Annotated in this window: 17 protein-coding genes; 5 read left to right on the forward strand and 12 right to left on the reverse strand. The window is 63.7% G+C overall.

The genetic code is table 11. The features are described 5' to 3' along the window. From ACK1VC_RS14175 to ACK1VC_RS14185, 3 genes are all read right to left on the reverse strand, one after another. Positions 1-2,389, reverse strand: a 2,389-nt coding sequence (locus ACK1VC_RS14175) for a glucose/quinate/shikimate family membrane-bound PQQ-dependent dehydrogenase (RefSeq protein WP_449117972.1), incomplete at its 3' end; no start/stop codon positions are given. A 32-nt stretch (positions 2,390-2,421) separates the two neighbouring features. Then, positions 2,422-3,756, reverse strand: a complete 1,335-nt coding sequence (locus ACK1VC_RS14180; protein WP_449117973.1) for a carbohydrate porin — start codon at positions 3,754-3,756, stop codon at positions 2,422-2,424. Between the two features lie 219 nt (positions 3,757-3,975). Continuing rightward, complete coding sequence (locus ACK1VC_RS14185) at positions 3,976-6,030, reverse strand: TonB-dependent receptor (RefSeq protein WP_191086915.1); 2,055 nt, start codon at positions 6,028-6,030, stop codon at positions 3,976-3,978. Positions 6,031-6,194: 164 nt separating this feature from the next. Here ACK1VC_RS14185 and ACK1VC_RS14190 point away from each other — a divergent pair, with 164 nt between their 5' ends. Then, the gene (locus ACK1VC_RS14190) at positions 6,195-6,416 is read left to right on the forward strand and encodes a VF530 family protein (protein ID WP_016488810.1); all 222 of its coding nucleotides are present in this window, start codon (positions 6,195-6,197) and stop codon (positions 6,414-6,416) included. Between the two features lies 1 nt (position 6,417). After that, positions 6,418-7,053, forward strand: a complete 636-nt coding sequence (locus tag ACK1VC_RS14195; RefSeq protein WP_191086914.1) for a Pr6Pr family membrane protein — start codon at positions 6,418-6,420, stop codon at positions 7,051-7,053. Between the two features lie 119 nt (positions 7,054-7,172). Here ACK1VC_RS14195 and ACK1VC_RS14200 read toward each other — a convergent pair whose 3' ends face one another. The 3 genes from ACK1VC_RS14200 to ACK1VC_RS14210 all read right to left on the reverse strand — a co-directional run bounded on the left by ACK1VC_RS14200 (position 7,173) and on the right by ACK1VC_RS14210 (position 11,714). Continuing rightward, a complete protein-coding gene (locus tag ACK1VC_RS14200) occupies positions 7,173-7,934 on the reverse strand; it encodes a siderophore-interacting protein (RefSeq protein WP_016488808.1) in 762 nt (253 codons plus the stop codon). Next, on the reverse strand, positions 7,927-8,475 hold the full coding sequence (locus ACK1VC_RS14205; protein WP_191086913.1) for a PadR family transcriptional regulator: 549 nt from the start codon (positions 8,473-8,475) through the stop codon (positions 7,927-7,929). The genes ACK1VC_RS14200 and ACK1VC_RS14205 overlap by 8 nt, the downstream gene beginning before the upstream one ends. A gap of 89 nt (positions 8,476-8,564) precedes the next feature. Next, positions 8,565-11,714, reverse strand: coding sequence for a transglycosylase domain-containing protein (locus tag ACK1VC_RS14210; protein WP_191086912.1), 3,150 nt, complete (start codon positions 11,712-11,714; stop codon positions 8,565-8,567). A gap of 390 nt (positions 11,715-12,104) precedes the next feature. Here ACK1VC_RS14210 and ACK1VC_RS14215 point away from each other — a divergent pair, with 390 nt between their 5' ends. Further along, on the forward strand, positions 12,105-13,523 hold the full coding sequence (locus tag ACK1VC_RS14215) for an amino acid permease (protein WP_016488805.1): 1,419 nt from the start codon (positions 12,105-12,107) through the stop codon (positions 13,521-13,523). A 124-nt stretch (positions 13,524-13,647) separates the two neighbouring features. Here ACK1VC_RS14215 and ACK1VC_RS14220 read toward each other — a convergent pair whose 3' ends face one another. Together ACK1VC_RS14220 and ACK1VC_RS14225 are read right to left on the reverse strand one after the other, a co-directional pair. Beyond that, entirely contained in the window at positions 13,648-15,267 is a 1,620-nt protein-coding gene (locus tag ACK1VC_RS14220; RefSeq protein ID WP_016488804.1) for an FMN-binding glutamate synthase family protein, read from the reverse strand. A 244-nt stretch (positions 15,268-15,511) separates the two neighbouring features. Next, positions 15,512-19,792, reverse strand: a complete 4,281-nt coding sequence (locus ACK1VC_RS14225; protein ID WP_191086911.1) for a DEAD/DEAH box helicase — start codon at positions 19,790-19,792, stop codon at positions 15,512-15,514. Between the two features lie 131 nt (positions 19,793-19,923). Here ACK1VC_RS14225 and ACK1VC_RS14230 point away from each other — a divergent pair, with 131 nt between their 5' ends. Continuing rightward, positions 19,924-20,337 (forward strand): NUDIX hydrolase, encoded by a 414-nt coding sequence (locus ACK1VC_RS14230; RefSeq protein WP_023047129.1) that lies wholly within the window; start codon positions 19,924-19,926, stop codon positions 20,335-20,337. On the opposite strand, the gene metR is transcribed toward ACK1VC_RS14230, so the two are convergent. Then, entirely contained in the window at positions 20,321-21,238 is a 918-nt protein-coding gene (gene metR / locus ACK1VC_RS14235) for a transcriptional regulator MetR (RefSeq protein ID WP_016488801.1), read from the reverse strand. The two genes, ACK1VC_RS14230 and metR, sit on opposite strands and share 17 nt — an antisense overlap. Before the next feature lie 196 nt (positions 21,239-21,434). Between metR and ACK1VC_RS14240 the strand changes: the two genes are divergently transcribed. Continuing rightward, entirely contained in the window at positions 21,435-22,430 is a 996-nt protein-coding gene (locus tag ACK1VC_RS14240; protein ID WP_016488800.1) for an alpha/beta fold hydrolase, read from the forward strand. 29 nt (positions 22,431-22,459) lie between these two features. Here ACK1VC_RS14240 and ACK1VC_RS14245 read toward each other — a convergent pair whose 3' ends face one another. From ACK1VC_RS14245 to ACK1VC_RS14255, 3 genes are read right to left on the reverse strand one after another with little or no spacing between them, the layout of a single operon-like run. Next, positions 22,460-22,795 (reverse strand): GlpM family protein, encoded by a 336-nt coding sequence (locus ACK1VC_RS14245; RefSeq protein WP_191086910.1) that lies wholly within the window; start codon positions 22,793-22,795, stop codon positions 22,460-22,462. Positions 22,796-22,820: 25 nt separating this feature from the next. Continuing rightward, positions 22,821-24,149, reverse strand: coding sequence for a two-component response regulator AauR (locus ACK1VC_RS14250; protein ID WP_016488798.1), 1,329 nt, complete (start codon positions 24,147-24,149; stop codon positions 22,821-22,823). Beyond that, a complete protein-coding gene (locus ACK1VC_RS14255) occupies positions 24,146-26,050 on the reverse strand; it encodes a two-component sensor histidine kinase AauS (protein WP_016488797.1) in 1,905 nt (634 codons plus the stop codon). Before ACK1VC_RS14255 ends, ACK1VC_RS14250 begins: the two co-directional genes overlap by 4 nt. Between the last annotated feature and the right edge of the window lie 54 nt (positions 26,051-26,104).

Raw genomic sequence — 26,104 nt, forward strand, 5'->3', positions numbered from 1 at the left:
TGATGTAATCGCCCATTTTGGTGCCCAGCGAGCCATGGCCGCCGGCGGTTACCAGCACATACTGCTTACCATCCTTGCCGGTGTAGGTCATCGGCGTGGCCTGGCCACCCGCTGGCAGGCGGGCACTCCACAGTTCCTTGCCGTTGTTTACATCATAAGCGCGCAGGTATTGGTCCAGGGTGCCGCTGAGGAAGCCGACGCCACCGGCGGTGACGATCGAACCGCCCATGCTCGGCACGCCAACCGGCAGGCCGATCGGTACCGGGGTGCTGTCACGAGTGGTGCCGTTCCTGTGTTTCCACACCACCTTGTTGGTGAACAGGTCGATGGCGGCGACATAGCCCCAGGCCGGTGCCTGGCACGGTACGCCCAGCGGCGACATGAACGGGTGCATGGTGACCGCGTACGGCGCGCCGGTATTCGGCTGCACGCCGCTGGTCTCGCTTTCGCGCTTGCTGCCTTCGGCCACCTGCTCGCGCGGGACCATCTTCGACACGAAGGCCATGTAGTTGGGCGAGGTGAACAGCAGTTGGCGGACCGGGTCGACGGACACGCTGCCCCAGTTGAATACACCCACGTTGCCCGGGTAGATCAGCGAACCCTGCTCGGAAGGCGGGGTGTACTGGCCTTCGTAGCGCAGTTCGCGGAACTGGATGCGGCACAGCATCTGGTCGAATGGCGTAGCGCCCCACATGGCCTGTTCGGTCAGCTCAGGGCCCAGCAGGTTGAGGTCGGAGCGGGCCTGGGTCGGCGAGGTGTGGTCGCCCTTCACTGCGCCTTGCGGGGTGGGGATTTCGCGAATCGGCACGATCGGCGTACCGTCGCGGCGGTCGAGCACGTACAGGCTGCCTTGCTTGGTCGGCACGATGATCGCGGGTTTCACCCCATCGTCAGTCTTCAGGTGGACCAAGGTCGGCTGGCTGCCCACGTCCATGTCCCACAAATCGTGGTGGGTAAACTGGTAGTTCCAGCGGGCCTTGCCGGTGGCCAGGTCAAGGGCGACCACGCCGGCGCTGTACTTCTCGGCGCCCGGGGTGCGGTCGGCGCCCCACTGGTCCGGGGTCTGGTTGCCCAACGGCAGGTAGATCATGCCCAGGTCTTCGTCGACGCTGGCGATCGACCACATATTGGCCGAGTTGCGGCTGTACATCTTGCCGGCGGCCAACGGCTTGGTGTCATCCGGGTTGTTGCTGTCCCAGTTCCACACCAGGTGGCCGTCGTGCACGTCGTAGGCGCGGATCACGCCCGACGGCTCGTTGGTCGACTCGTTGTCGGTGACATGGCCACCAATGATCACCAGGTCACGGGTGATAGCGGCAGGCGAGGTGGAGTAGTAGCCGCCGGCAGTGAAGGGACCGATGCCGGTGGTGAGGTCGATCACGCCTTGGTTGGCGAAGCCTTCGCAGACTTTGCCGTTGTCGGCGTTGATGGCAATCAGGCGGGCATCTGCGGTAGGCAGGTACAGGCGGCGTGGACAGGCCTGGGCTACGGCCTGGCCGGCGTCGGTAATTTTCGGCGCCGGGCTGCCGTCGCGGCTGACATAGCGGTTTTCGTCATAGTACGAAACGCCGCGGCAGGTCATGTGGGCAAAGCCTTTGAAGGTGCCGGTCGGGCTCTTGACCTGCGGGTCGTAACGCCAGATTTCCGCGCCGGTGTCCGGGTCCAGGGCCAGCAAGCGGCTGTGTGCGGTGCAGGCGTAGAGCATGCCGTTGACCTTCAGCGGGGTGTTCTGGTTGGTCAGCTCCACAGGGTCGTTGTCGGTCGGCAGGTCACCGGTGCGAATGCGCCAGGCTTCTTCCAGGCGGTAGGCATTCTGCGGGGTGATCTGGCGCAGCGGTGAATAACGGTCGCCATGCTCGGTGCGGCCATAAGCCTGCCATTCGCCATCAGGCATGGATGGGGCGGCGCTGGCCATTTCGCTGCTTTCGCGGCCCAGTTCGCCGAACACTTCGCCGGGGTGGGTGAACTGGCTGCCCAGCGCACATGCGCCCGAAGCAACCACCGCAACGCCGAGCAGTGCAGTGTTGGCTTTGCTGGCCGGGCCGATCAACGGACGACGTGCCCACGGCAGCAGCAGCACCACGCCGATAGCAAACCAGATGGCCAGGCGTGGCACCAGTTGCCACCAGTCCAGGCCCACTTCAAGCAGCGCCCATACAGTGCTGCCCAGCAGCACCAGGCCGTACAGGCCCAAGGCAATGCGGCGTTGGGCCAGTAGCAGGATGCCCGAGAGGGCAAAGCCGATACCGGCAATCAGGTAGTACAGCGATCCGCCCAGCTGGCTTAGCTTGATACCACCGGCCAACAGGGCCAGGCCCATCAGCAACAGCAGCGCGCCGATCAGGCGAGGGAGCCAGCGGCTTCCTTGGTTGGCACCTTCAGTGCTCATCTTAGGTTCTCCGTCAGGTCAAAAAAGGGTGGTTAGAAACTGCTCTGGATCTTCAGGCCACCGATCAGGGCGCCATCGACCTGCGACACCCCGCCCGGGTGGCGGATGTACTGCAGGTTGGGGCGTACGGTGAGCCAGTCGGCCAAGTGGATGCCGTAGTACAGCTCGGCGCTGTACTCGGTGTCCTGCACCGGCAGAAAACCTGGATTGTCATAGTCGTAGAGGCCTGCGGCCTGGTTGGCCAGGCGGGCGTTCTTGCGGTAGGCGGGGTTGACGTGCACGCGGGCCAGGGCGAAACCGATGTCGTCCTTGGCGCGGGCGTCGAAAGGCCCTTTGTATACCAGTCCTGCCTGCACATAGTTGTCGATGGCATTGGTCTTCTTGTCGTGCACCGTGGCGTTGGCGAACAGGCTCAGGCCTCGCGACCTCTCGGATGCCAGCGAGGTTACTTGCTGCTGGGCGCCGAGCCACATGCCGTGCTTGCTCGAACTGCTGCGGTAGGCGGCGCCGCTGAGGGCGGCCGGCTGGCCGTTGCTGTCCTTGAGAACATCCTGTGCCTTGGCATTACTGTAGTAGTAGCCAGCGCGATATTCCCCTTTCAAACCTTGGATACGTGGGGTCCATACCAGTTCGACTGGCATTACCGCGCCTTGGGTGTCGCTGCCGCTGAGCTTGAAGCCGTTGCCAGATTCGAGGTTGGAGGGGTTCTGCTCGAACACGCCCACCTGGGTGTAAAGCGTGTCGCTGAGGTTGTAACGCACGCGCAGGGCCCATTGGCTGACCGGCCAGTTGTACCAGATGCCACCCACCCAGTTGCCTACCTGCGAGCCGCAGAAGGCCAGGTTCTGGAAGTCGCAAGGGAAGCTGTTGAAATCTTCGCCTTCGCCGAAGCGACCGAATTTCACATCCAGCGCACCCTCGAAGTACTTCTGCTTGATCCACATCTGCGTCAGCCGCCAGGTTTCGCCACGGCCCCAGACTTCCTGGGCCGAGGTGAAGCCGCCGACGCGAGGATCGTTGATGCGGTCGTTGCTGATGTTGTCGCCGTGGCGCTCGGTAAGGGTCAGCTGGAACTCGGTGTCATGCCAGCCGAAAATCTTGTCCAGGTCCAGGTGGCTGCCAAAGGTGAACTGGTCGCTGTAGCGAGCGGTACGGTCGTGGTCGAAGCCACCGTGCAGGTTGCTGCCCATCTCGCCGGTGTAGCCGAGGGTGAAGTCGTAGCCTTTTTCCAGCAATTCGCTGCGAGTGCCGCCCCAGTCACCGAGCATCCATGGGGAGTCGCTGGCGAACATTTCGCTGGCGGCGGCGGGTGTCGCCAAGGCGCTGAGGGCAAGGCCGATGTAACAGGTTTTGGGCAGTTGGAGCATGAGATAGCGCTATCTTTTTGATTATTGAAAAAACGGCAAGCGCATCGAAGGGCGTGCCCTTCAATGGATATGGCGACAGGATGGTTTTAGTGAAGCGATTCAGCTTCAGGCGGGCAGGATATAGCGGAAGTTGTAAGAAAAAAAGACAAATTGTCGCAGGGGATTGTTGTTCAGCGGGTAACAATAGCCTGAAGAGGGGCGCAAAGCGCCCCCGCGATTTCAGAAGGTGGTACGCAACCCCACTTCGACACTACGCCCCGGCGCCGGCGCGATATCGCGCAGGATCGAGCTGGCATAACGCACGGTCTGGTCGGTCAGGTTTTCGCCGCGCACGAACGCCAACCACTGGCTCTGGCCAACTTCGAAGCGGTAGCCAACGCTTGCACCCAGTGTGGTGTAGCCATCGGTGCTGGTTTCGTTGGCCGGTTTGCGGTGCTGCGACGCGGCATGCTGGACATCGACCCGCGCCTGCCAGCGGTCAAGTTCCCACACCAGGCCGCTGTTCAGGCGCAGCGGGGCGATGCGTGGCAGCGGTTCGCCGCTGTCGAGGTTCTTGGCCCGGGTGTAGTCACCAGACAACTCCAGCGCGAAGCTGCCGTAACGGTTCTCGACCAGTTGCCAGCGGTCCTGGGCCTCGATGCCGTAAAAGCGCGCCCGCACGCCCTGGTACTGGTATTCCGGGAAACCGTCGTGGTCATGGTCGTGATCGTGGTCGTGGTCTTCCTCGCCATGGTCGTGATCATGCCCGCCCTCGCGCAGGTTGCCGGTGCCGATCAGCCCGATGTAGTTGCGAAAGTGGCTGTAGAACACCCCGACACTGCCTTTGTGGGTGCCATTGTCGAAGCGCAGCGCCAGGTCGGCAGAGATGGCCTTTTCCTTGTTCAGGCTGGCGTCGCCAACTTCAAAAGCGCCGGTGGCCACGTGCGCGCCATTGGCGTACAGCTCGTAGAACGTCGGGGCGCGCTCGGTGTAGCCGAGGTTGGCGGCCAGCGACCAGATCGGGTCGAGCTGGTACACCGCACCTGATGACAGGCTGAAGGCGTTGAAGCTGCTGGCACTGTCGGCATCGACGAAGTTTTCGTTGCCTTTGGCGTCAGGGTCTACCCGAGTGTGCTCCACGCGTGCGCCCAGGCTCAGGTTCAGCCGCTGTGTGGCCTGCCATTGCTCCAGCATAAACAGCGCGAGGCTGTTGGTATGGGTGTGTGGGACAAAAGCCTCTTCGCCCAGGGCGGAAAATTCGTTGCGGCTGACCTGAGCACCGATCACCCCCTCCACCGGCCCGAGCGGTTGGTGGCGGGCTTCGATACGGGCTTCGTAGCCCTTGTTCTTGAAGGTGGTGTGCACCTCGCCTTCTTCGACCTCGCTGTGTTCGTAGTCGGTATAGCCAGCATCGACCTTGACGGAGCTGAACGGGCCATCCAGGTCACGCAGTTCGGAGGCGAAGGCGTAGTGGTCCTGTTTCATGTCCAGGCGCACACCGGATTCGGCCACCGAGCCGTAATTGCTGTCGTAGCGGCTATAAGACAGGCCGGCGTAACCGTGATCCCAGTGATAGGCGCCACCGACGGCACCGCCATCTTGGCGGCCGTCGCTGTTTTCCAGGCGGTGTTTGCTGCCGGGCTCATCGGCGTCACGTACCTTGGCGCTGCGGGCGTAGCCGGGGATGCGCAGGTCGTTGAATTGGCGGCTGTTGGCATCGAGATGCAGGGCGAAGGCACCGTTGCCCGCCTCCAATTTGCCGGCGCTGCTGCGGGTGGTGTCGGCGCCACCGTAGCGCAGCTCGCCGGCACCGTGGATGCCTTCGATCGGTGCGTCCGGGATGCGGTTGTCGAAGGTATTGACCACGCCACCGATGGCGTTGCCGCCGTAGAGCAGGGCGGCCGGGCCACGGACGATCTCGACGCGCTCGACGGTAACCGGGTCCAGCGGCACGGCGTGGTCATAGGACAGCGATGAGGCATCCAGGGCGCCGACGCCATTGCGCAGGATGCGGATGCGGTCGCCGTCCAGGCCGCGGATCACCGGGCGGCTGGCGCCAGGGCCGAACCAGGTAGAGGCGACCCCGGGCTGCTTGTTCAGGGTTTCACCGAGGCTGCCGTGCTGTTGTTGCAGCAGGTTGTCGCCTTCGAGCACGGTGCTGGGGGCGGTCAGCTGGCGGTTGCCCAGCGGATTGGCGGTAATTACCTGTGGTTCGAGTTCCACGGCCTGGCTGGGCGATGCAGCCAGCCAGAGCGCGACGGCAAGGGGGGAGAGACGAAGCGTTGGGTACAACATGGCGATGGGGCGTTCCTTGGCAGATGCTTTTTTAGTGTTACAACATAACATAACTATTTCAGCACAGAGGTTTTACGCCTGGCCAGCAGTTTTTCTGTCGACTTGACGGATCCCGCCCGCCACTACACTCGTGTAAGGTGCGCATCTTTCCAACGGAGCACAGCATGAGCACGGCCCAACACAACGCGCTGCACGGCAAGACCCTTGAACAGATCCTCACCGAGCTGGTGGCGCACTACCAATGGCAGGGCCTGGCCGAACGCATCGATGTGCGTTGCTTCAAGAGCAACCCCAGCATCAAGTCGAGCCTGGCCTTTTTGCGCAAGACACCGTGGGCGCGGGAAAAGGTCGAGCAGTTGTACGTGAAGCTGCAGCGCCAGGCCTGATATGCCGCGTCGCCCCTGGCTGACCAGCATCGCCGTGCTCGGCTGGTTCGGCCTGACCGTGCAGGTATACCTGGTGCTGCTGGCGCGCTGGCAGGAACAGGCCAGCCTGATTGGCGGCCTGATCAACGTGTTCGGCTATTTCACCGTGCTGACCAATACCTTGGTGGCGGCGGTGGTCAGTTATGCGGCGTTCGGTCGTGAAGGCCGAGTCAGGCGTTTTTTCCTGTCGCCGTCGGTGAGTACTGCGGTGGCTGCCAGCATCGTGCTGGTGGCGCTGGCCTACAGCCTGTTGCTGCGTCACTTGTGGCAACCGCAGGGCTGGCAATGGCTGGCGGACGAGTTGCTGCACGACGTGATGCCGGTGCTTTATGCCGTGTACTGGTGGTGGGAGGTGCCCAAGGGCAGCCTGAGGCTTTGGCAGTTGGCGGTGTGGGCGATTTACCCGGCGGTGTACTTCGCCTACGCGCTGTGGCGGGGGAGCGAGATTGGCGTGTATGCCTACCCGTTCATCGATGTGGCGAGCCTGGGGTATGGGCAGGTGATGCTCAATGCCCTGGGGGTGCTGGCGGGGTTCTGGGGGATAGGGCTGGTGTTGCTGGGGCTGGATAAGTGGCGCGGGTCGAACAGATTCGCTTAGCGTGCACTGGCCCTATCGCCGGCAAGCCACCTCCTGCAGGTACCCCATAGCCTTCATGGGCTGTGCAATGACTGTGGGGGCCGGCTTGCCGGCGATAGGGCCAGTACAGGCAACCAAGATCACTCGTCGTCCGCAGTCCCGTCGGCACGCCAGTAGGCCGCTGCCTTCAGCGCATCCTCCGGCACCCCTTTTTCCAGCAATAGCGCCTTGGCCTGGCGGGTCAGGGCTTTTTCCAGCGCCACCCAGCCGTACAACCGACCTTGCGGCAAGGTCAGGTTCTTCAACAGTTCCAGCAAATCTTCTTGCTGGCGACGCACCCAGATGACTTCGACTTGTGACTTGCTCGGCAGCGGCTGGCGCTCCTGCTCGTCTTCGATCTGGATCACCGCCAGCACCTGGCGGCCAGCCGGCAGTTCGTCCAACCGCCGACCAATCGCCGGAATGGCGGTTTCGTCACCGATCAGCAGGTAGCTGTCGAAAATATCCGGCACCACCATTGATGCTCGTGGCCCAGCGATGTCCAGGGTTTGCCCAGGCGCGGCCTGGGCGGCCCAGGTGGAGGCGGGGCCATCACCGTGCAGTACGAAGTCGATGTCCAGTTCATTGGCCACCAGGTCGATGCGCCGTGGCGTGTACTCGCGCATGGTCGGCCGTGCGCCACCGTCCCGGCCCATATTACGGGCCTCGATGGCCTGCTGTTGCTCCGGCGTTTCGGCGAACAGCAGCTTGATATGGTCATCACTGCCCACGCTGGTGAAACCCTGCAGTTCGGCACCGCCGAGGGTGATGCGGCGCATGCGTGGGGTCAGTTCGGTGACCCGCAGTACCTGCAAACGGCGTTGGCGGATCTGGTGGTTGACGCGGTGGATGGTGTCACTCATGGGAAGCCTCCTCCCTGACAGGTTCGGCCGGCCCGGAGGCGATGGCCTTGGCGGTATGGTTGAGCAAGTCGCGGACCCGTTGGATCTCTTCCGGTGTCCAGCGGCCGCTGTGCATGTGCAGTGCGTGGCGCAGGTTGCCGACTGCTTCATGGATTTCTGGCGGGCGGTCGTGGCCGCGCAGGGCGCGTTTGCTGACCTCGATGCGCATGCGCACGCCGTCCAGGGCGACAGCCTGCTCGGCCAGGGCGCTGCGCCCGGCGTCGGTGATGGCATAGAGGCGTTTGCTGCCTTGCACCTGGCCACTGATCAACTCGGCCTCTTCTAGAAAATTCAGCGTGGGGTAGATCACCCCGGGGCTAGGGCTGTAGCTGCCGTCGAACAGGTTTTCGATCTGGCGGATAAGGTCGTAACCGTGGCCGGGCTGGTCTGCGAGCAGGTCCAGCATCAGCAGCTTGAGGTCACCTGGGGCGAAGACGCGTGGACCGCGCTCGCCGCGGCCGGGGCGCCGCTCGAAGGGATCATGGGGGGTGTGTTCGCGCATGGGGACAGGGCTCCGTCGTTTGCGATATATCGTAAGATATTACTCAAGATATATCTAAAGACAAGCCTCTGGATGCTGATGATTATCATCTAGTCATTCGATACGTTCCCTGCCGCAGTCGTTGTGTTCACGGCCACCTGTGGCGGTTTGCACTCATTCGGATTGCCCGGCTGCAGGTACGGCATGAGAATCGGGGCCATGCCTTTGAGAACCTGCACCGGCAGCGCCGAGGTGAATTTGAATGCCTCTGCCGAGCGCCCCGGCACGAAGGCGGTGAGGGTGCCGAAGTGGTTGTCGCCAAGGAAGAACACAAAGGTGGCTGTACGGTTCAGCGAGCGCGAGCCAATCAGCCTGCCACCGGCGCCGAAGCTTTCAATGCGGTTGTCACCGGTACCGGTCTTGCCCCCCATCACCAGTGGTGTACCGTCCTGCAGCTTGAAACTGCCGGAAATACGCCGCGCCGTGCCTGCATCCACCACCTGCGACATGGCGCCTTTCAGTGCGCGCGCCACTTCCACGGGCAGAATCCGCACGCCCCGGTCCGGGTCGGTGATCAACTTGGTCTCATAAGGTGTATTGGCTGCAAAGTGCAGGGTGTCGATGCGCAGGGTAGGCAGGCGTATGCCGTCGTTCTGGATGATGCCGACCAGTTCGGACAGGGCGGCAGGACGGTCGCCCGAACTGCCGATCGCGGTGGCCAGCGAGGGCACGAGGTGGTCGAATGGATAGCCAACGCGCTTCCAGCGCTGGTGGATGTCGAGGAAGGCTTCGATCTCCACCATGGTGCGGATGCGGCTATCGCGGGCCCCTTGGTAGCGGCTCTTGAACAGCCAGCTGTACACCTCTTGGCGCTCGAAACGGCTGGCGTTGACCATTTCGGTCAAGGTCGAGCTCGGGTTCTTCAGCAGGTAGCCGAGCAGCCAAAGGTCCAGCGGGTGGACCTTGGCAATGTAGCCCTGGTCGGGCAGGTCGTATTTACCGGGGCCATAGGCATCGTACATCTCTGACAGGCGGCCGTCGGTCAACTTGCCCAAGGCAGCCTTGTCGCCCTTGAGGTGGGCACGTACGAAGGCATTGAAGGTTTCCTGCCCTGCTTCAGGGAACAGGTAGCGGTGCACCGCTGCCAGCCGCTGTGGGGTCACGCGCATGCTGTCCAGGAAGGTGTCCAGGCGCTGCTGCGAGGTTTTGCGCTGGTATTTCTTCCAGAAGCGCATCAGGTAGTTGGTGCCTTCCTTGTCGGCGAAGCGGGCCAGGTATTCCTGGCGGCGAGGGTCGGCGTCGTCCTTGAGCAGCGGCACGCGGTTGTACGGCTGCTGGTAGGTCACGTAGCGCACCAGGTCGCGCATCAGGCGGATGAACGGCAGGTTGATCGATTCGCGTAGGGCATCCTTGAGTGTCGGGTTGCGGCTGTTGTCTTCCTTGCGGAAGTTGTTGAACACGTGCATGCCGCCGCCTGTGAAAAAGGCTTCACCGGTATTGGCGGAGTATTTGCGCTCCAGCGCGGCGTCGAGCATGGCGTCCAGGCTCTGGTTCTTGCTGTTCTGCGCCAGCCATTCCAGCGACCACTGGGTAATGCGGTCGAGTTCGGCGACTTCGACCTTCTTCAACTCGGCAGCGGGCTTGCCGGCGTACTTGTCATGCAGTTCGGCGATGATCTCCAGGTATGTGGTCAGCACCCGCAACTTGGCGGTGGAGCCCAGCTCCAGCTTGCTGCCTTCGTTGATGTCAAAGGGCTGGTTGGTGCTGTCGGTCTGCACCCGTACTCGCGAGCCGTCGGCCGTGCGCTCAAACAAAGTGAAGCTGTAGCTCACCTGGTCGGTGGTCTTGGTGGTGAGCAGGCGCTCGCCGATCAGCCCCATCTGCGCGGCAAACTCGGGGTCGGCAAGGTTTTTCAGGTACTGGCTGACCTGCAGTTGCAGGTCGGCCTGCAGGGTACTGGTGGCCGACACATCGAGGCGGTCGAGATCATACAGCGGGCGGTTGAGCATGGCTGCCAGCCGGTTACGCGCCAGGCTGATGCCCTTGTTGGTGACGATCGGCACGATGGTTGGCTGCGCTACCCAGTCGCGATAGACCGCTTTGCTGGCCAGTGCGGCTTCGGCCAGTGGCTGCTCTATCACATTGTTTGCGGCGAGCACGCGGATGTGCGAATCGGTGAGTTCGGCCAGCTCGACCCGGCCCTTGGACAGGTAGTGGGACGGGCGGCGCTGGGCAATCATCAGCGACAGCACCTGGCGCAGGGCAAGGCCGCGTGTGGCCATGCTTTCGGCGTCAGTGGCGGTGGAATTCAGCGCCAGGTTGACCTGGTCGAAGTCGGCGCCGTACCACACCCGCAAGCCTTCGGCCATGCCGTGTACTTCGCCGTGCCCGGGCACGGCCGACAGCGGCACACTGTTGAGGTAGTCGCGCACGATGCGCTGGCGTGCTTCGGTGGTATCCGGGCCGCCCCGGTAGGCGCGCACGCTGGCAGAAATCATCTGTCGGATTTTCTCGGCACCCGACACGGTCAGGCCGTCCGGTGAGTGGCGGTACTTTTCCAGTTGCGTGGCCAACGTGCTGCCGCCCGCAGACTGACCAGGCAAAGCCAGGTACTTGGCCACCTGGCTGTAGGCGGCTTTGGCAAAGCGTGGCCAGTCCACGGCGGGGTTGTTGCGCGGGTCCTGGGTATCGAGCAGGTCGCGGTTCTCGATGAACAACAGGCTGTTGACCATCACCGGCGGGATCGCGGCAAAGTTCGGGTACAGGTGCTGTGGATAGTTGTACTGGTACAGCGTGTCGCCGCGGCAGTCAGTGATCGACAGGCCGGCCTGAATTTTCTCGATATAGGGCGCGAACAGCCCATGATCGACGTAGTTCATCAGCGCAGGGGAGAACCTCACCTGTTCAGTGATCAGGTAATCGCGCTTGAGCAGGCGTGGCAGGAATTCGCCCAGGGCGCTGTAGCCCAGTCGTTTGTCGAACGGCCCTTCACCGGGGTAGATAATGGCGTCACTAGGGCCAGGCTCCAGCGAGTAGGTCAGCGTAGCGGCCAGTTTGCTGAACTCGCGCGATTGCAGTTCGGAGGTGCGGAATTCGTCATACGCAGCGAAGCCGATGGCTACCAGCGCCACCAGCAGGATGAGGATGATCAGCCGCCACCAAAGCCGACGCTGACGGGGGGGCTTCGGTTGGGGCGTCTCGGCCGGAGGTATCTCGGGTGCTTCCGTTCTGCTTGGTTCCGATTGCCACAGTGCGCCCATAGTCTTCAATCCGGCCAGGTGTTTTCGTCTTGCTTGTCTGAAGCTTAGACGTTGAGCGGGTGAGGTGAAAAATTTGTAGGAGGTGGAGAAAAGCGGGTAGGGCTATGCGGCTTTGGTGTGGGTTTTTTGACCCCGAGATGTTGCTATGGTGCCGGGGCAGTTTTCCGGGCCGCTGCACGGGCGAGAAAACTTGCTGATTATTCCTGTATATACAGCGAAAAACCCTGCAACGGTCTTCCTATACTGCTCGGCCCCTTCGCCCTGCCGGGCGCTCTACCCCGGCACACGGGCCGGCCCACGAAGCCAGCCTGGCAAGCAGACGCCACGCCTATCGGCCTGGCCGGTGCTGCACGAAGGTCAAATCCAATAACAAAATGAGGTTGTATTGCTATGCCAGTCGGCAACCACTCTGCCCATGGCCAGGCCAATGAAGGCGGCCCGCTCAAGCGTGAACTGGGCGAACGGCACATCCGCCTGATGGCGCTGGGCGCCTGTATCGGCGTCGGTCTTTTCCTCGGTTCGGCCAAAGCCATCGAAATGGCCGGCCCTGCCATCATGCTGTCCTACATCATCGGTGGCTTGGCCATCCTGGTGATCATGCGCGCCCTTGGCGAAATGGCCGTGCATAACCCGGTCGCCGGGTCGTTCAGCCGCTATGCCCAAGACTACCTCGGCCCGCTGGCGGGCTTCCTCACCGGGTGGAACTACTGGTTCCTCTGGTTGGTGACCTGTGTCGCCGAAATTACTGCAGTAGCCATCTACATGGGTATCTGGTTCCCCGACGTGCCCCGCTGGATCTGGGCCCTGGCAGCCTTGGGTAGCATGGGCGCCGTTAACCTGGTAGCGGTGAAGGCCTTTGGTGAATTCGAGTTCTGGTTCGCCCTGATCAAGATTGTCACCATCATCGCCATGGTCCTTGGCGGCATCGGTGTCATTGCCTTCGGCTTCGGCAATGACGGTGTGGCTGTAGGTGTCTCCAACCTGTGGAGCAACGGCGGCTTCATGCCGAATGGCGTGACCGGCGTGCTGATGTCGCTGCAGATGGTGATGTTCGCCTACCTGGGTGTGGAAATGATCGGTTTGACCGCCGGCGAAGCACGCAACCCGCAAAAGACCATCCCACAGGCCATTGGCTCGGTGTTCTGGCGCATCCTGCTGTTCTACGTCGGTGCGTTGTTCGTGATCCTGTCGATCTACCCGTGGAACGAAATTGGCAGCCAGGGTAGCCCGTTCGTCATGACCTTCGAGCGCCTCGGCATCAAGACCGCCGCCGGCATCATCAACTTCGTGGTCATCACCGCGGCACTGTCGTCGTGCAACGGCGGGATTTTCAGCACCGGGCGCATGCTCTACAGCCTGGCACAAAACGGCCAGGCCCCTGCCGCCTTTGCCCGTACCTCGAAGAATGGCGTACCGCGCAATGCACTGCTGCTGTCGATCGGCGCGCTACTGCTGGGCGTGCTGGCCAACTACCTGGTGCCGGAAAAAGTGTTTGTCTGGGTAACGTCGATTGCCACCTTCGGTGCAATCTGGACCTGGGTGATGATCCTGCTGGCGCAGCTCAAGTTCCGTGCCGGTCTTTCCACTGCTGAGCGCAAGGCACTGAAGTACCGCATGTGGCTGTGGCCGCTGAGCTCCTACCTGGCGCTGGGTTTCCTGGTGCTGGTGGTTGGCTTGATGGCGTACTTCGAGGATACCCGTGTGGCCCTGTACATTGGCCCGGCGTTCCTGGTGCTGCTGACCGTGCTGTACTACGCGTTCCGTCTGGCGCCGAAAGACGTACAAGGTGTGGCCAGTACTGCTTCCTGATCTGAAACCTCTGGGGCCGCTTTGCGGCCCATCGCGGCGCAAGGCCGCTCCTACAGGAGATCGCGTATTTCTGCAGGAGCGGCCTTGTGTCGCGATCTGGCTGCGTAGCAGCCCCAGGGCTCTATCAGGCAGCCACTTCGCTGTGTGGCTCAAAGCTGTCGGCCCGGGCCAGTTGCCACATGCGTGAATAGAACTGCCCGTTCACCTCGCCGGTCAGCAACTCGCCCGGTTTCAAGAACACATGCATCTGCGAGAACAGCTTGATCTCGGTGGCCGAGACGCGCCGCACCAGGTGCTTGGCTTCCAGCTGCGCCGGGTGGTCCAGGCCCGCCGCCGCGAGCATTTCGGCCAGGGCACGCAAGGTGTTGTGGTGGAAGTTCAGCACCCGTTGGGCCTTGTCCGGCACCACCAGAGCGCGCTGGCGCAGTGGGTCTTGCGTGGCCACGCCGGTGGGGCACTTGTTGGTGTGGCAGCTCTGCGACTGGATGCAGCCAATGGCGAACATGAAGCCACGCGCCGAGTTGGCCCAGTCAGCACCAATGGCCAGCACGCTGGCGATGTCGAAGGCGCTGACGATCTTGCCGCTGGCCCCGAGCTTGATCTTGTCACGCAGGTTCAGGCCAACCAGCGTGTTGTGCACGAACAGCAGGCCTTCGCGCAGCGGCACACCGATATGGTCGGTGAACTCTACCGGTGCGGCGCCGGTGCCGCCTTCCTTGCCATCGACGACGATGAAGTCGGGCAGGATGCCGGTTTCCAGCATGGCCTTGGCGATGCCCATGAACTCCCACGGGTGGCCCAGGCAGAACTTGAAGCCGACTGGTTTGCCGCCGGACAGCTCACGCAGCTGGGCAATGAACTGCATCATCTCGATCGGCGTGGAGAAAGCGCTGTGGCGCGACGGCGAGATGCAGTCTTCGCCCATCAGCACGCCTCGGGTCTCGGCAATCTCTTGGGTTACCTTGTGTTTGGGCAGGATGCCGCCGTGGCCGGGCTTGGCGCCCTGGCTCATCTTGATTTCGATCATGCGCACCTGCGGGCTGCGCGCCTGGGCGGCGAAGCGTTCGGGGTCGAAACGCCCGTCCGGCGTGCGGCAACCGAAGTAGCCGCTGCCCAGTTCCCAGACCAGGTCGCCGCCATGCTCGCGGTGATAAGGGCTGATACTGCCTTCGCCGGTGTCATGGTGGAAGTTGCCCAGCTTGGCGCCCTGGTTGAGGGCGCGGATGGCATTGGCGCTGAGAGAGCCGAAGCTCATGGCCGAAATGTTGAAGATCGAGGCCGAGTACGGCTGGCTGCACTGCGGCCCGCCGACGATGACGCGGAAGCTGCTCGGGTCGGCCAGCGGCGCCGGGCGCATGGAGTGGCCGATGAACTCGAAACCAGACTCGTATACGTCTATCAGGGTGCCGAACGGTTTGTCCGAGGCTTCGTTCTTGGCCCGGGCGTACACCAACGAGCGCTGAGCGCGGGAGAATGGCAGGGCGTCGCTGTCGGACTCCAGCAAGTACTGGCGGATTTCCGGGCGAATGGCCTCGACCAGATAGCGGATGTTGCCCAGGATCGGGTAGTTGCGGCGTACGGCATGGCGTTGCTGCAGCAGGTCGAACAAGCCGATCAGGCTGAGGATGCCCGTGGTCAGGGTGAACGGCCACAACCATTCGTGGTGGGTGAAGGGCAAGCTCGCCAAGGTGAACAGCACGCAGGCTGCGAAGAAGGCATAGCGACTGAGGAGTGACAGGCTCATACAGGGTCCTTGCGATGGCGCGGTCAGGCTCAGGGCCTGGGGGCAAACCCCGACCATAGCCAAGTTGCGGGGCCCTGCAAATTAAAATCGGGGTAGCGAAAATCATTCTCGCCAAGTTATGTACTGGCTGTACCCGCCCTATCGCCGGCAAGCCAGCTCCTACAGGTCATCACCAGCTTCGAGCGAAGTGACATCTTTGTGGGAGCTGGCTTGCCGGCGATAGGGCCGGTACAGCCGCTAACGCTCAGTGCTTGTCACGCAGCAGTTTCTGCCGCCAGATTTCCTGCTCTTGTGCGAGCGCCTCGACCAGATACGAGTAACGCCCGGCCACCCGTACCGCCACCGGTACCCCGTCGCGATACAACAAGCGGTTACCACTCACCGCTGGCACTTTCGCCCCGGGCAGCAACGAGCCGGTCAGGTTCAGCGGGTCATTGCCACTCACTACCAGCAACGTCCCGTCCGGGTCGCGGCGGCGCACCTGCCGCAGCAACCCCACCGCCTCCGGCAAGGCGAACTGTTCACCCGCCAGCCCGGCAATGAAGCGCCCACCACGGATCTCGCCACGCGCCTCCAGCCGGTGATAGCAGCGCAGCAGTTCACGCCAGGGCGGCAGTACATCACTCTCGCGCTCCAGCAGCCGCCAGCAGATCACGCCATAGCGGCGCAGCAGGGTGCGGGCGATGTACTCCAGGCGCTGGTCTTGATCCGGTGGCGTAGCGCTGCGGCGCAGCAGTGCCCAGCGCCCGGCATGCGCCATGCTGCTGGAAAGCGGCGGGTGGCCACGGCGGCTGTTACGAGAGCTGCGCTTGGCTGCAGGGGTGATCAGGCTGCGTAAGCCGGTGAAACTGTCCGCACCGACCAGGCCCGAACCCACCAGCTCCTGCAGCGCAGTTTCCAGTTCGCTGGGCAGCAGACGTGCCTCATGCGCCAGTTCATCGAAGAACAGCGCCCCCTCGGTTTTAAGCGCTTCGTGCACACGTTGCGCACGCAGGCCAAGGGCATCCACCGTTGGGGCGGGCGCCAGGCTGCGCCATGTGTTCAGCTGGTCGCGCGGCAGCAGCACCAGTGGGGTACTTGATAGGGTGCTGCTCGCCAAAGTTGCCGCCAGCCGGCTCCAGGCAAACTGGCCGCTGCGGCAGGCATCGTCGAGCCAGTGGGGGCTGTAGTCCTTGATGCGCGAAGGCAGCAGTTCCGCCTCCCACGCCCCGGCGGCGCTGGGGAACCCCTGCAACTGGCCCAGCACTTCGGCCAGTGCCTGCGGACCACGCAAGCGCTCGTCAGGTGCCAAGTGCTGCCAGTCGAACAGAAAGCGCATGAAGTCCTGGAGGCTGACCGGTTCGATCTCCCGGCGCAGGCGTTTCACGGTGTAGCGATGAATGCGCGCCAGCAAATGGCGTTCGCACCACTGCAGGTCGGTTGCACCAGGGCTGAAATGCCCGCGCAGCACATAGCCTTCAGCTTCCAGGCGGGCCAGTGCCTGCTCGACGGCTGGCAACGGCTTGCCAAGCGGTGCGGCTATCTGTGGCGCGGTGCTGGGGCCATGGCCACTCAGACGGGCACGTAACAGTTCAGTCAGGGCAAGGTCCGGCTCGGGGGCCTGATCGAACCCAGGCAGCATCTGCAAGGCAGGTTCCAGCACAGCGTCCGGATACACGCTCTGCAGCAGGCCCAGTCGCTCACGCGCCAACCACAGCTTTTCGTCCGCCAGGCGCAAGGCCCGACCATTTTTGGCCAGTTGCCTGAGCAACAGGTCCCAGCTGGCATTGCCCTGCACTTCAGCTTGGCTGATGGCGCCCAGGCCCATCAGCGCTTCGTGCATTTCGTCTGCATTGCCTGGCTGTGGCCAGGCTTCTGCCGCGACGGCGGCGATGGCATCAGCGTCCAGCGCGCCCAGGTCGTCGCCACTGTGCACTTCGCTCCAGCGTCGGTTGAGTACTGCCTGGGTGCGCCGTTCTTCCAGCGGGGCATCGTCCAGAAAAGCGTACGGCTTGGCATTGAGAATGGCAGAGGCCAGTGGCGAAGGCGCGGGCAGGTCGCGGCACAACAGACGTACCGCCCCGCTTTCCATGCGTCGCAACAGGGCCAGCCAACCTTCGCTGTCCATCGCCTCATGCAGGCAGTCGTCCAGGGTTTGTTCGACCAGCGGGTGATCGGGTATCTGCCGCTCGCCGGCAATGTTTTCCAGGCAGGCGATCTGGTCTGGGAACACGGCGGCCACCAAGTCTTCGCTCTTCATGCGCTGGATCTGTGGCGCGACCTTGCGCCCGCCCACGAAGCGCGGGAGGGCCATTGCAACGCCGGCGTTCCAGCGCCAGCGTACGCCAAACAGCGGCGCATCCAGCACCGCCTGGACGAGGATCTGCTCGGCACTGCGGCTATTGAGGTAATGCCACACCTCGTCCAGCGCGAAACTGTGGCTGGTCGACAGCGACAGCACGATGGCATCTTCGCTGGCGGCAGCCTGCAGCTCGAAATTGAAGGTGCGGCAGAAGCGTTTGCGCAGGGCCAGGCCCCACGCGCGGTTGATGCGGCTGCCGTAGGGCGAATGGATGATCAGCTGGGTCCCGCCGGACTCATCGAAAAAGCGCTCCATCACCAGCGTGTCCTGCGAGGGCAGGGCGCCAAGCACCTCGCGGGTGCGGGCCAGGTAGTCGAGCAACTGGCTGGCGCTGTCTTCGTCCAGTTCGAAGGTAGCCTGCAACCATGCCAGTACCTCGACCATGTCGCCGTCAGCCTGGGCCAGTTGCTGGTCGACCCGTGCCTGCAGCCGCGCCACGGCGGCAGACAGCTCGTTGCTGCGCCCGGGCGCTTCACCCAGCCAGAACGGAATGGTCGGCGGCAGGCCATGGGCATCTTCCACCCGTACGCGGCCCGCCTCGACGCGCAGAATGCGATAGGAGGCGTTGCCCAGCTGGAAGATATCGCCGGCAATGCTCTCCACGGCAAAGTCTTCATTGACGCTGCCAATGTTCAGCGCCTGTGGTTCCAGCAGTACGGTGTAGTCGGCGTTGTCAGGGATGGTGCCGCCGCTGGTCAACGCCGTCAGTTGGCTGCCGCGACGGCCGCGCAAGGTGCCGCTGACCGCATCGCGGTGCAAATAGGCGCTGCGGATACCCTGGCGGCCGTTGTAGCCCTCGGCGAGCATGCTGAGCAGCGCCTGGTAGTGGCGCTGGTCGAGCTCGGTGTAGGGCGTGGCCTGGCGCAAGCAGTCGAACAGGGCTTGTTCGTGCCAGTCCTTGTTACTGGCTTCGGCCACGATCTGCTGGGCCAGCACGTCCAGCGGTGCCCGGGGTATGTGCAGCTCGTCCAGTTCGCCTTGGCGCACGCAGTCCAGCAGGGCCACGCATTCGATCAGGTCATCGCGTGAGGTGGCGAACAGGCGCCCCTTGGGCACGCCGTCCACCTGGTGGCCGGCGCGGCCAACCCGTTGCAGGAAGGCGGCAATCGAACCTGGCGAGGCGATCTGGCACACCAGGTCGATATCGCCGATATCAATGCCCAGCTCCAGCGAAGCGGTGGCGACCAGCACCTGCAAATGGCCGCGCTTGAGCCGCTGCTCTGCACCCAGGCGCAGCTCCTTGGACAGGCTGCCATGGTGCGCGGCGACCGCCTCCTTGCCCAGCCGGTCGCTGAGGTGACGGGTGATGCGCTCGGCAAGGCGCCGGGTGTTGACGAATACGAGCGTGGTGCGGTGTTCGCGGGCAAGGGTGGCCAAGCGGTCGTAGACCAGGCCCCAGACATCATTGGCCATTACCGCGCCAAGTGGCACCGGCGGCACTTCGATGGCCAGATCGCGTTCGCGCGCATGGCCTACATCGACGATGGCGCAGGGGCGCCCGCTACCGACCAGAAACTGTGCCACCCGCTCGACCGGGCGTTGCGTGGCGGACAGGCCGATACGCCGCAGTGGCCGTTTGCACAAGGCTTGCAGGCGTTCGAGGGTCAGCGCCAGGTGGGCGCCACGCTTGTTGCCGGCCAATGCGTGAATTTCGTCGACGATTACCGTGTGCACGTTGGCCAGGCCTTCACGGCCCGAAGCCGAGCCCATCAACACGTACAGCGATTCGGGGGTTGTCACCAGAATGTGCGGGGCCAGCTTGCGCATGGCAGCACGTTCCTTTTGTGGCGTGTCGCCCGTGCGCACGGCTGTGGTGATGTGTGGGGCGTTCAGGCCCTGGTCTGTGAGGGCCAGGCTGATGCCTTCGAGCGGGGCCTGGAGGTTCAGGCGAATATCATTCGACAGGGCCTTCAGCGGTGAAACGTAGATCACCTGGGTTTGCGCGGGCAGCTCACCTTGGTGCTCCAGGCCTTCACGGAACAGCTCGTCGAGCACCGCCAGGAAAGCACTGAGGGTTTTGCCCGAACCGGTCGGCGCGGCCAGTAACATCGACTGGCCCGCATGGATCAGCGGCCAGGCCTGTGCCTGGGCTTCAGTGACCGTGGCGAAATGGCGACGGAACCAGGTGCGCACGGCAGGGTGGAACAGCGCGAGCACCGGGTGGTGTTTGGCGGGCAGGTTCATGTGTTGGTTATGGAGTGTACGCGGCGGGTTGGCAAGGGGCCGTTCGTCGCGGATGCTATGTTGCCTGCGCTGGCCCTATCGCCGGCCAGCGCAGGCGATACCTTCTTTGATTTCTTGAGTGAGTATGATTCATGCCGAACATAATCCGCATCGCCGCCGCCCTGCTGATCGACCCTCAGGGCCGAACCCTGCTGGTGCGCAAGCGCGGCACCGGGGCTTTCATGCAGCCAGGCGGCAAGATCGATGCCGGTGAAACGCCGGTGCAGGCACTGGTGCGCGAGTTGAACGAGGAGCTGGGCTTGCACATCGACCCGGCCCAGGCTGTGCACCTGGGCCAGTTCAGTGCCCCAGCCGCCAACGAGCCAGGCTTCGAAGTGCAGGCCGAGTTGTTTCGTGTCGACAGCGCCGCAGCCGTGGTCCCGGCTGCGGAGATCGAAGAGGTTGTCTGGCTGGCCGCTGACCAGGCGCCCGTCATGCCACTGGCGCCGCTGACCCGCGACCTGATCCTGCCGCTGTACCGCCAGGCGCTCAACGCACCGCGCTGACCCCATCGAGGGTGGCGAACGAGGTGTCTTTGGCGGTCAGCAAAAAGTCGCGCATGTAAGGCGCATCGAGCATGTCGGTGCGCACGGCCGCATAAAGGGTGGCGAACAGGCCTTTCTCACCCAGGCGTTTGCCCTTCACATAGCCGCGCGAGCTGTACTCGTGCAGTGCCCAGTGCGGCATGCCGCATACCCCGCGGCCGCTGGCTACCAGCTGCATCATCATTACCGTCAGCTCCGAGGTGCGTACGGCGGCCGGCTCGATGTCGGCCGGCTCCAGGAAGCGGGTGAAGATGTCCAGGCGGTCGCGCTCCACCGGGTAGGTGATCAGCGTCTGGTCGAGCAGATCTTGCGGCACCATGTAAGGCTTGCTGGCCAGCGGGTGCTGGTTGGCCACCGCCAGCATTGCCTCATAGGTGAACAGTGGCACATACGTGATGCCTGCCAGGTCCACCGGGTCGGAGGTCACCACCAGGTCCAGGTCGCCGCGGGCCAGGGCCGGCAATGGGGCGAAGGCAAAGCCGGAGGCCAGGTCCAGCTCCACCTCCGGCCAGGCGTCGCGGAACTGGTCGATGGTTGGCATCAGCCACTGGAAGCAGCTATGGCATTCGATGGCCATGTGCAGGCGCCCGGCAGTGCCGCCGGCCAGGCGCGCGATGTCGCGCTCGGCGCCGCGCAGCAGCGGCAGGGTGGCATCGGCCAGTTGCAGCAGGCGAAGCCCGGCACTGGTGAAGCGGATCGGCTTGGTCTTGCGCACGAACAGGGGCAGGCCCAGGCGTTCTTCCAGTTCCTTGAACTGGTGCGATAGCGCCGACTGGGTCAGGTGCAGGCGCTCGGCGGCCTCCACCAGGCTGTCGGCTTCGCGCAGGGCATGAAGGGTTTTCAGGTGGCGGATCTCCAGCACTGCTGACTCCGGGGTTGAAATTTAAAGAAACAGGGGGTGAGTTGAGTTTCCCTCATGTTGGCGCGGCTGTCGACTGGGCATTTGGATGCACCGCCTGGCGGGAGTCATGAAACTGTCACCGAACTGTGGCAGCGCGATCGAACAGAATTCATCAGACTCGCGCTCTACTGGGGATCTGCATTCTGGTGTTTCTTTCATGCGGGCTTTTTGGCTTTTTCTTTTCTTCATGTTCAGCGTACCGGCGAGTTTCGCCGAACAGCATTGTGACGCCCATGTGCCGGTGCAGCGTGCCGAGCTGGGCGCCGTCAGCCTGGTGTACCAGAGCGTCGGGGCGCAGCGTGACCCGGCCTTGCTGCTGGTGATGGGCCTGGGCGGGCAGCTGATTCATTGGCCGGACGATGTGGTCGAGGCCCTGTGCCGCCAAGGCTTTCGGGTGATCCGCTACGACAACCGCGATGTCGGCCTGTCACGCTGGAACCAGGTGCCACCGTCGGCCAACCTGACGGTCGAGCTGTTGCGCTACAAGCTGGGCCTGCCGGTGGCGGCGCCCTATACGCTGACGGATATGGCCGATGACGGCTTGCGCCTGATGGACGCATTGGGTGTACGCCAGTTTCATGTCTTGGGCGTGAGCATGGGCGGCATGATCGCCCAGCATCTGGCAGCCATGGCCCCCGAGCGCGTGCGCAGCCTGACATTGGTCATGTCCAGTTCAGGGGCAGCGGGGCTGCCTGCGCCGGCCCCGGCGCTGGTGCAACTGCTGGCCCGGCGTAGCGCGCCGAACCGCGAAGTGGCCATCGAGCAGCAGGCCGACCTGCTGGCGGCTTTAGGCAGCCCCGAGGTGCGGGACGACCGCGCAGTATTGCTGCGCCAGGCGGCGGTCGCCTATGACCGGGCGTTCAACCCGGACGGGGCCAAGCGCCAGATCATGGCGATACTGGCCGAGCCCAGCCGCGTCGAGCTTTTGAACCAGCTTCGTGTGCCGACGCTGGTGGTGCATGGCACGGCCGACCCGTTGTTGCCGGTGATGCACGGCGTGCACCTGGCGGCGCATATCCAGGGCAGCCAGTTGCGCCTGATACCTGGGTTGGCGCACCGCTTTCAGGAGCCGTTCAAGGCGCCGCTGCTGGGGGCGGTATTGCCTTATTTGCAGGCGCACAGGCAAGAGGTCACGCACATCGCCGGGCTCTGACTCCGCGAAGCAGCCAGCGCGCATTTTGATCAGTGCATCCGCACCCACAAGGTCACCAGCACGGTCGCGGCCATCAGCCACGCTACCGTGGCCAGGGCCATCGACGTCTCCAGGCGCAGGCGGTCGACCAGCACATACAGGGTTGCCAGGTACACGAAATAGGGAATGATCGACCACATGCCGAACAGGATGGTGGCCTTCAAGTCGGCAATGCCGCGCCCCTTGCCAACGATGTAGTGGGCAATCAGGGCAAAGGTGGGAAACAGCGGCACCAGCCCTGCGATGTAGTAGTTGCGCGTCTTCGACAGCACCGCCAGCAGCACCACCACGCCAGCACCGAGCGCAGCTTTGAATACCAGGTCCACGTTTTCTTTCCAGTTTGGGTTGAGGTCAGCCGAGGCCGTACTTTTTCACTTTGTCGAACAGCGTGGTCTTGGCCATGCCCAGCTCCTGGCTGGCCTGGCTCAGGTTGCCGCCCGTGCGTTGCAGTGCATCGCTGAGCAGGTTGCGCTCGAACGCTTCCACTGCCTCGGCAAAGCCCAGGCCCTGGCTGGCGCCGCCGCTGGGGCCCTTTTTGAACGCCGGCAGGCCCAGGGCATAGCGTTCGGCCACGTTGCGCAACTCGCGCACGTTGCCCGGCCAGTCGTGGGCCATCAGGCGTGACAGGATCTGGCTGTCCAGCATCGGTGCTTCACGGTCGAAGCGCAGGGCTGACTGCTGGAGGAAGTGTTCGAACAACTGCGTGATGTCTTCACGGCGCTCGCGCAGGGGAGGCAGCTCCAGGGTTACCACGTTCAGCCGGTAGTACAGGTCGCTGCGGAACTGGCCGCTCTGGCCCATGCTATCGAGGTCGGCCTTGGTCGCTGCAATCACCCGGCAGTCCACCGGGATGCTCTGGTTCGAGCCCAGCCGCTCCAGCGTGCGTTCCTGCAGTACGCGCAGCAGCTTGATCTGCAGGTTGATCGGCATGCTTTCCACTTCATCGAGGAACAGCGTGCCTCCGTTGGCGTGTTCGATCTTGCCGATACGGCGTTTGCCGGCGCCAGTGAAGGCGTTGGCCTCGTGGCCGAAAATCTCGCTCTCGAACAGGTTTTCCGGCAGGCCGCCACAGTTCAGCGCTACAAAGGGCTGGCCCTGGCGCCGGCTGAAATCGTGCAGGCAGCGGGCGACCAGCTCCTTGCCGGTACCGGTCTCGCCTTCGATCAGCACGTTGGCCGAGGTATCGGCGACGTTGGCGATCAGTTCGCGCAAGTGTTCCATGGCCGGCGAACGACCAATGATGCGCCCCTCCAGGCTGCTCTGCTCGGCCAGTTGACGGCGCAGGGCCACCACCTCGCGTGACAGCCCGCGATGTTCGAGGGCGCGGCGCACCACGTCGACCAGGCGTTCGGGGGAGAACGGTTTTTCCATGAAGTCGTAGGCGCCATTGCGCATGGCACCGACCGCCATGTCGATGTCACCGTGACCGGTAATCAACACCACCGGCAGGCTGCGGTCACGGGCCTTCAGGCGGTTGAGCAGTTCCAGGCCATCGATGCCCGGCAGGCGGATATCGCTGACGACGATGCCGGCGAAATCGTCGCCGATGCGTTCCAGCGCTTGCTCGGCGCTGCCCACGCCCTCGCAGGCGATGTCCTCCAGGGCCAGTGCCTGCTGGCAGCCGAGCAGCACATGCGGGTCGTCTTCAACGATCAGGACGGTAAGTGGCGCTTGGTTCATGGTTGCTCTGCCGGTTCGCTAGGAGGGGTGACCAGGGGCAGAGCCAGGACGAAGGCCGTGCCGCCAGTGGCGGGGTGCTCGACATTGAGGCTGCCCTTGGCGGCGGCGGCAAGGCTCGCCGACAGGGTCAGACCCAGGCCCAGGCCATGTTCGCCCGGTTTGGTGGTGAAGAAAGGTTCGAACAGGTGCTTGCGCGCCTCAGCGTCGATGCCGTGGCCATTGTCGCGCACCTGCAAGCGGTACTTGTCACCCTGCAGCTCGCCTTCCAGCCACAGCTCGGGCAACGGTTGTGCGGCCATGGCATCGAGGGCGTTGCCGATCAGGTTGACCAGAATCTGCTCCAGGCGGGTCTGGTCGATGGCCAGTTGCTGGTCCTCGAACTGGTGGTGCAACTGCAAATGGCAGGCGCTGATGCGGTTGGCCAACACCTGCAAGGTGGCCTCTACCGCCTTGGCCAGTGAGGCCTGGCCGCTGTCGTCACTGCGCCGGGCGAACGAGCGCAGGCTGGCGGTGATGCGCCCCATGCGGTCGATCAGGTCGTTCATGGTACGCAGGTTGGTACTGGCCGTTTCCAGCGCCCCGCGTTCGAGGAAGCGCACGGTGTTGCCAGACAACGTGCGCAGCGCGGCCAGCGGCTGGTTCAGTTCATGGGCAATGCTGGTGGACATCTGCCCGATGGCGGCCAGCTTGCCAGCCTGCACCAGCTCATCCTGGGCGTGGCGCAGGGTCTGTTCGGCATGCCTGCGCTCGCGAATCTGGCCTTTCAGGCGTTCGTTGCTGGCGCGCAGGTCTGCCGTGCGTTCGGCAATGCGTCGCTCCAGCTGGTTGTTGGCTGCCTCAAGTGCTTCGCGGGCCGCCAGGCGGGTGGCAATGACCTTGCGCCGCTCGTTCCAGGCGATGCCGAGTATGGCCAGCAAGGCAAAGGCTACGCCCACCAGGACGCCCTGCACCATGGATTCGCGGCGCAGGTCCTGCAGCGGGGTCAGCAGGGTGAAGTGCCAGGGTGTATCGGCCAGGCGCCGGGTCTGGGCCAGGTAGGCGACTTCGTGCTGCTTGCCGTGCGCGGTTTCACTGTTGGCCGGAAAGGTCAGCTTTTCCACGCCATCGGCCAGGGTTTCCCGGGCCAGTGGCTGCAGTTCGTTGAGCGGCCACCAGTAGTATTGCAGGCTGCGCGCCAGGCGCTCCTTGATTTGCGGGGTCAGCGGGCGCACCGACTTCAGGCGTCGGGCCGGGTCACTGGAGAGGATGATGATGCCGTTCTCGTCGCTGACGAATGCTTCCAGGCGGGCACGCTGCCAGCGCTCCTCGAGCGTATCCAGACGCACCTTGATCACCGCCACGCCAATGATCTTGCCGTGTTCTTCAAGCCCATGGGCCAGGTAATAGCCGGCTTCGCCCGTGGTACTGCCGATGCCGTAGAAACGCCCGGGTTCGCCGCGCACAGCCGTCTGAAAGTAGGCGCGGAACGACAGGTCTTCACCGAGAAACGAGTCGGCGTCGCGCCAGTTGCTGGTGGCCTGTACCCGGCCATTGGTGTCGAGGACGAAGATGGCGCGGCTGCGGCTGCGCCGATTTAGCCCCTCAAGGTATTCATTGACCGTTTGGCGCGAGCCGCCGTCCGGCTCGGTGAGCAGGTGTGAAACGCTGTCTTCCAGCTCGAGCAGGCTGGGCAGGTAGGTATATTTGCTGATTTCGCTTTCGACCGTACGCGCGTGCAGCTCCAGCTGGCGCTCGCCGTTTTCGCTGAGGGTGCGGATGCCGTTGCTCTCGCTGATCAGGTAGCCAGCCATTCCCAGGCCGACCATCAGCAGAATGATCAGTGGCGGTAACAGCAATTGTCGGATCAGGCGGGAATTCACGGCAGGCTTGGCAGGGAGCAGTAGCGAGGGGTCGCATTTCATCACAGTGGCCTTGTCACGACCAGCATCCGCTGCCCGGTGGGTCCCGTGGCAGCG

This window comes from Pseudomonas sp. XP2 (genome assembly GCF_053557975.1).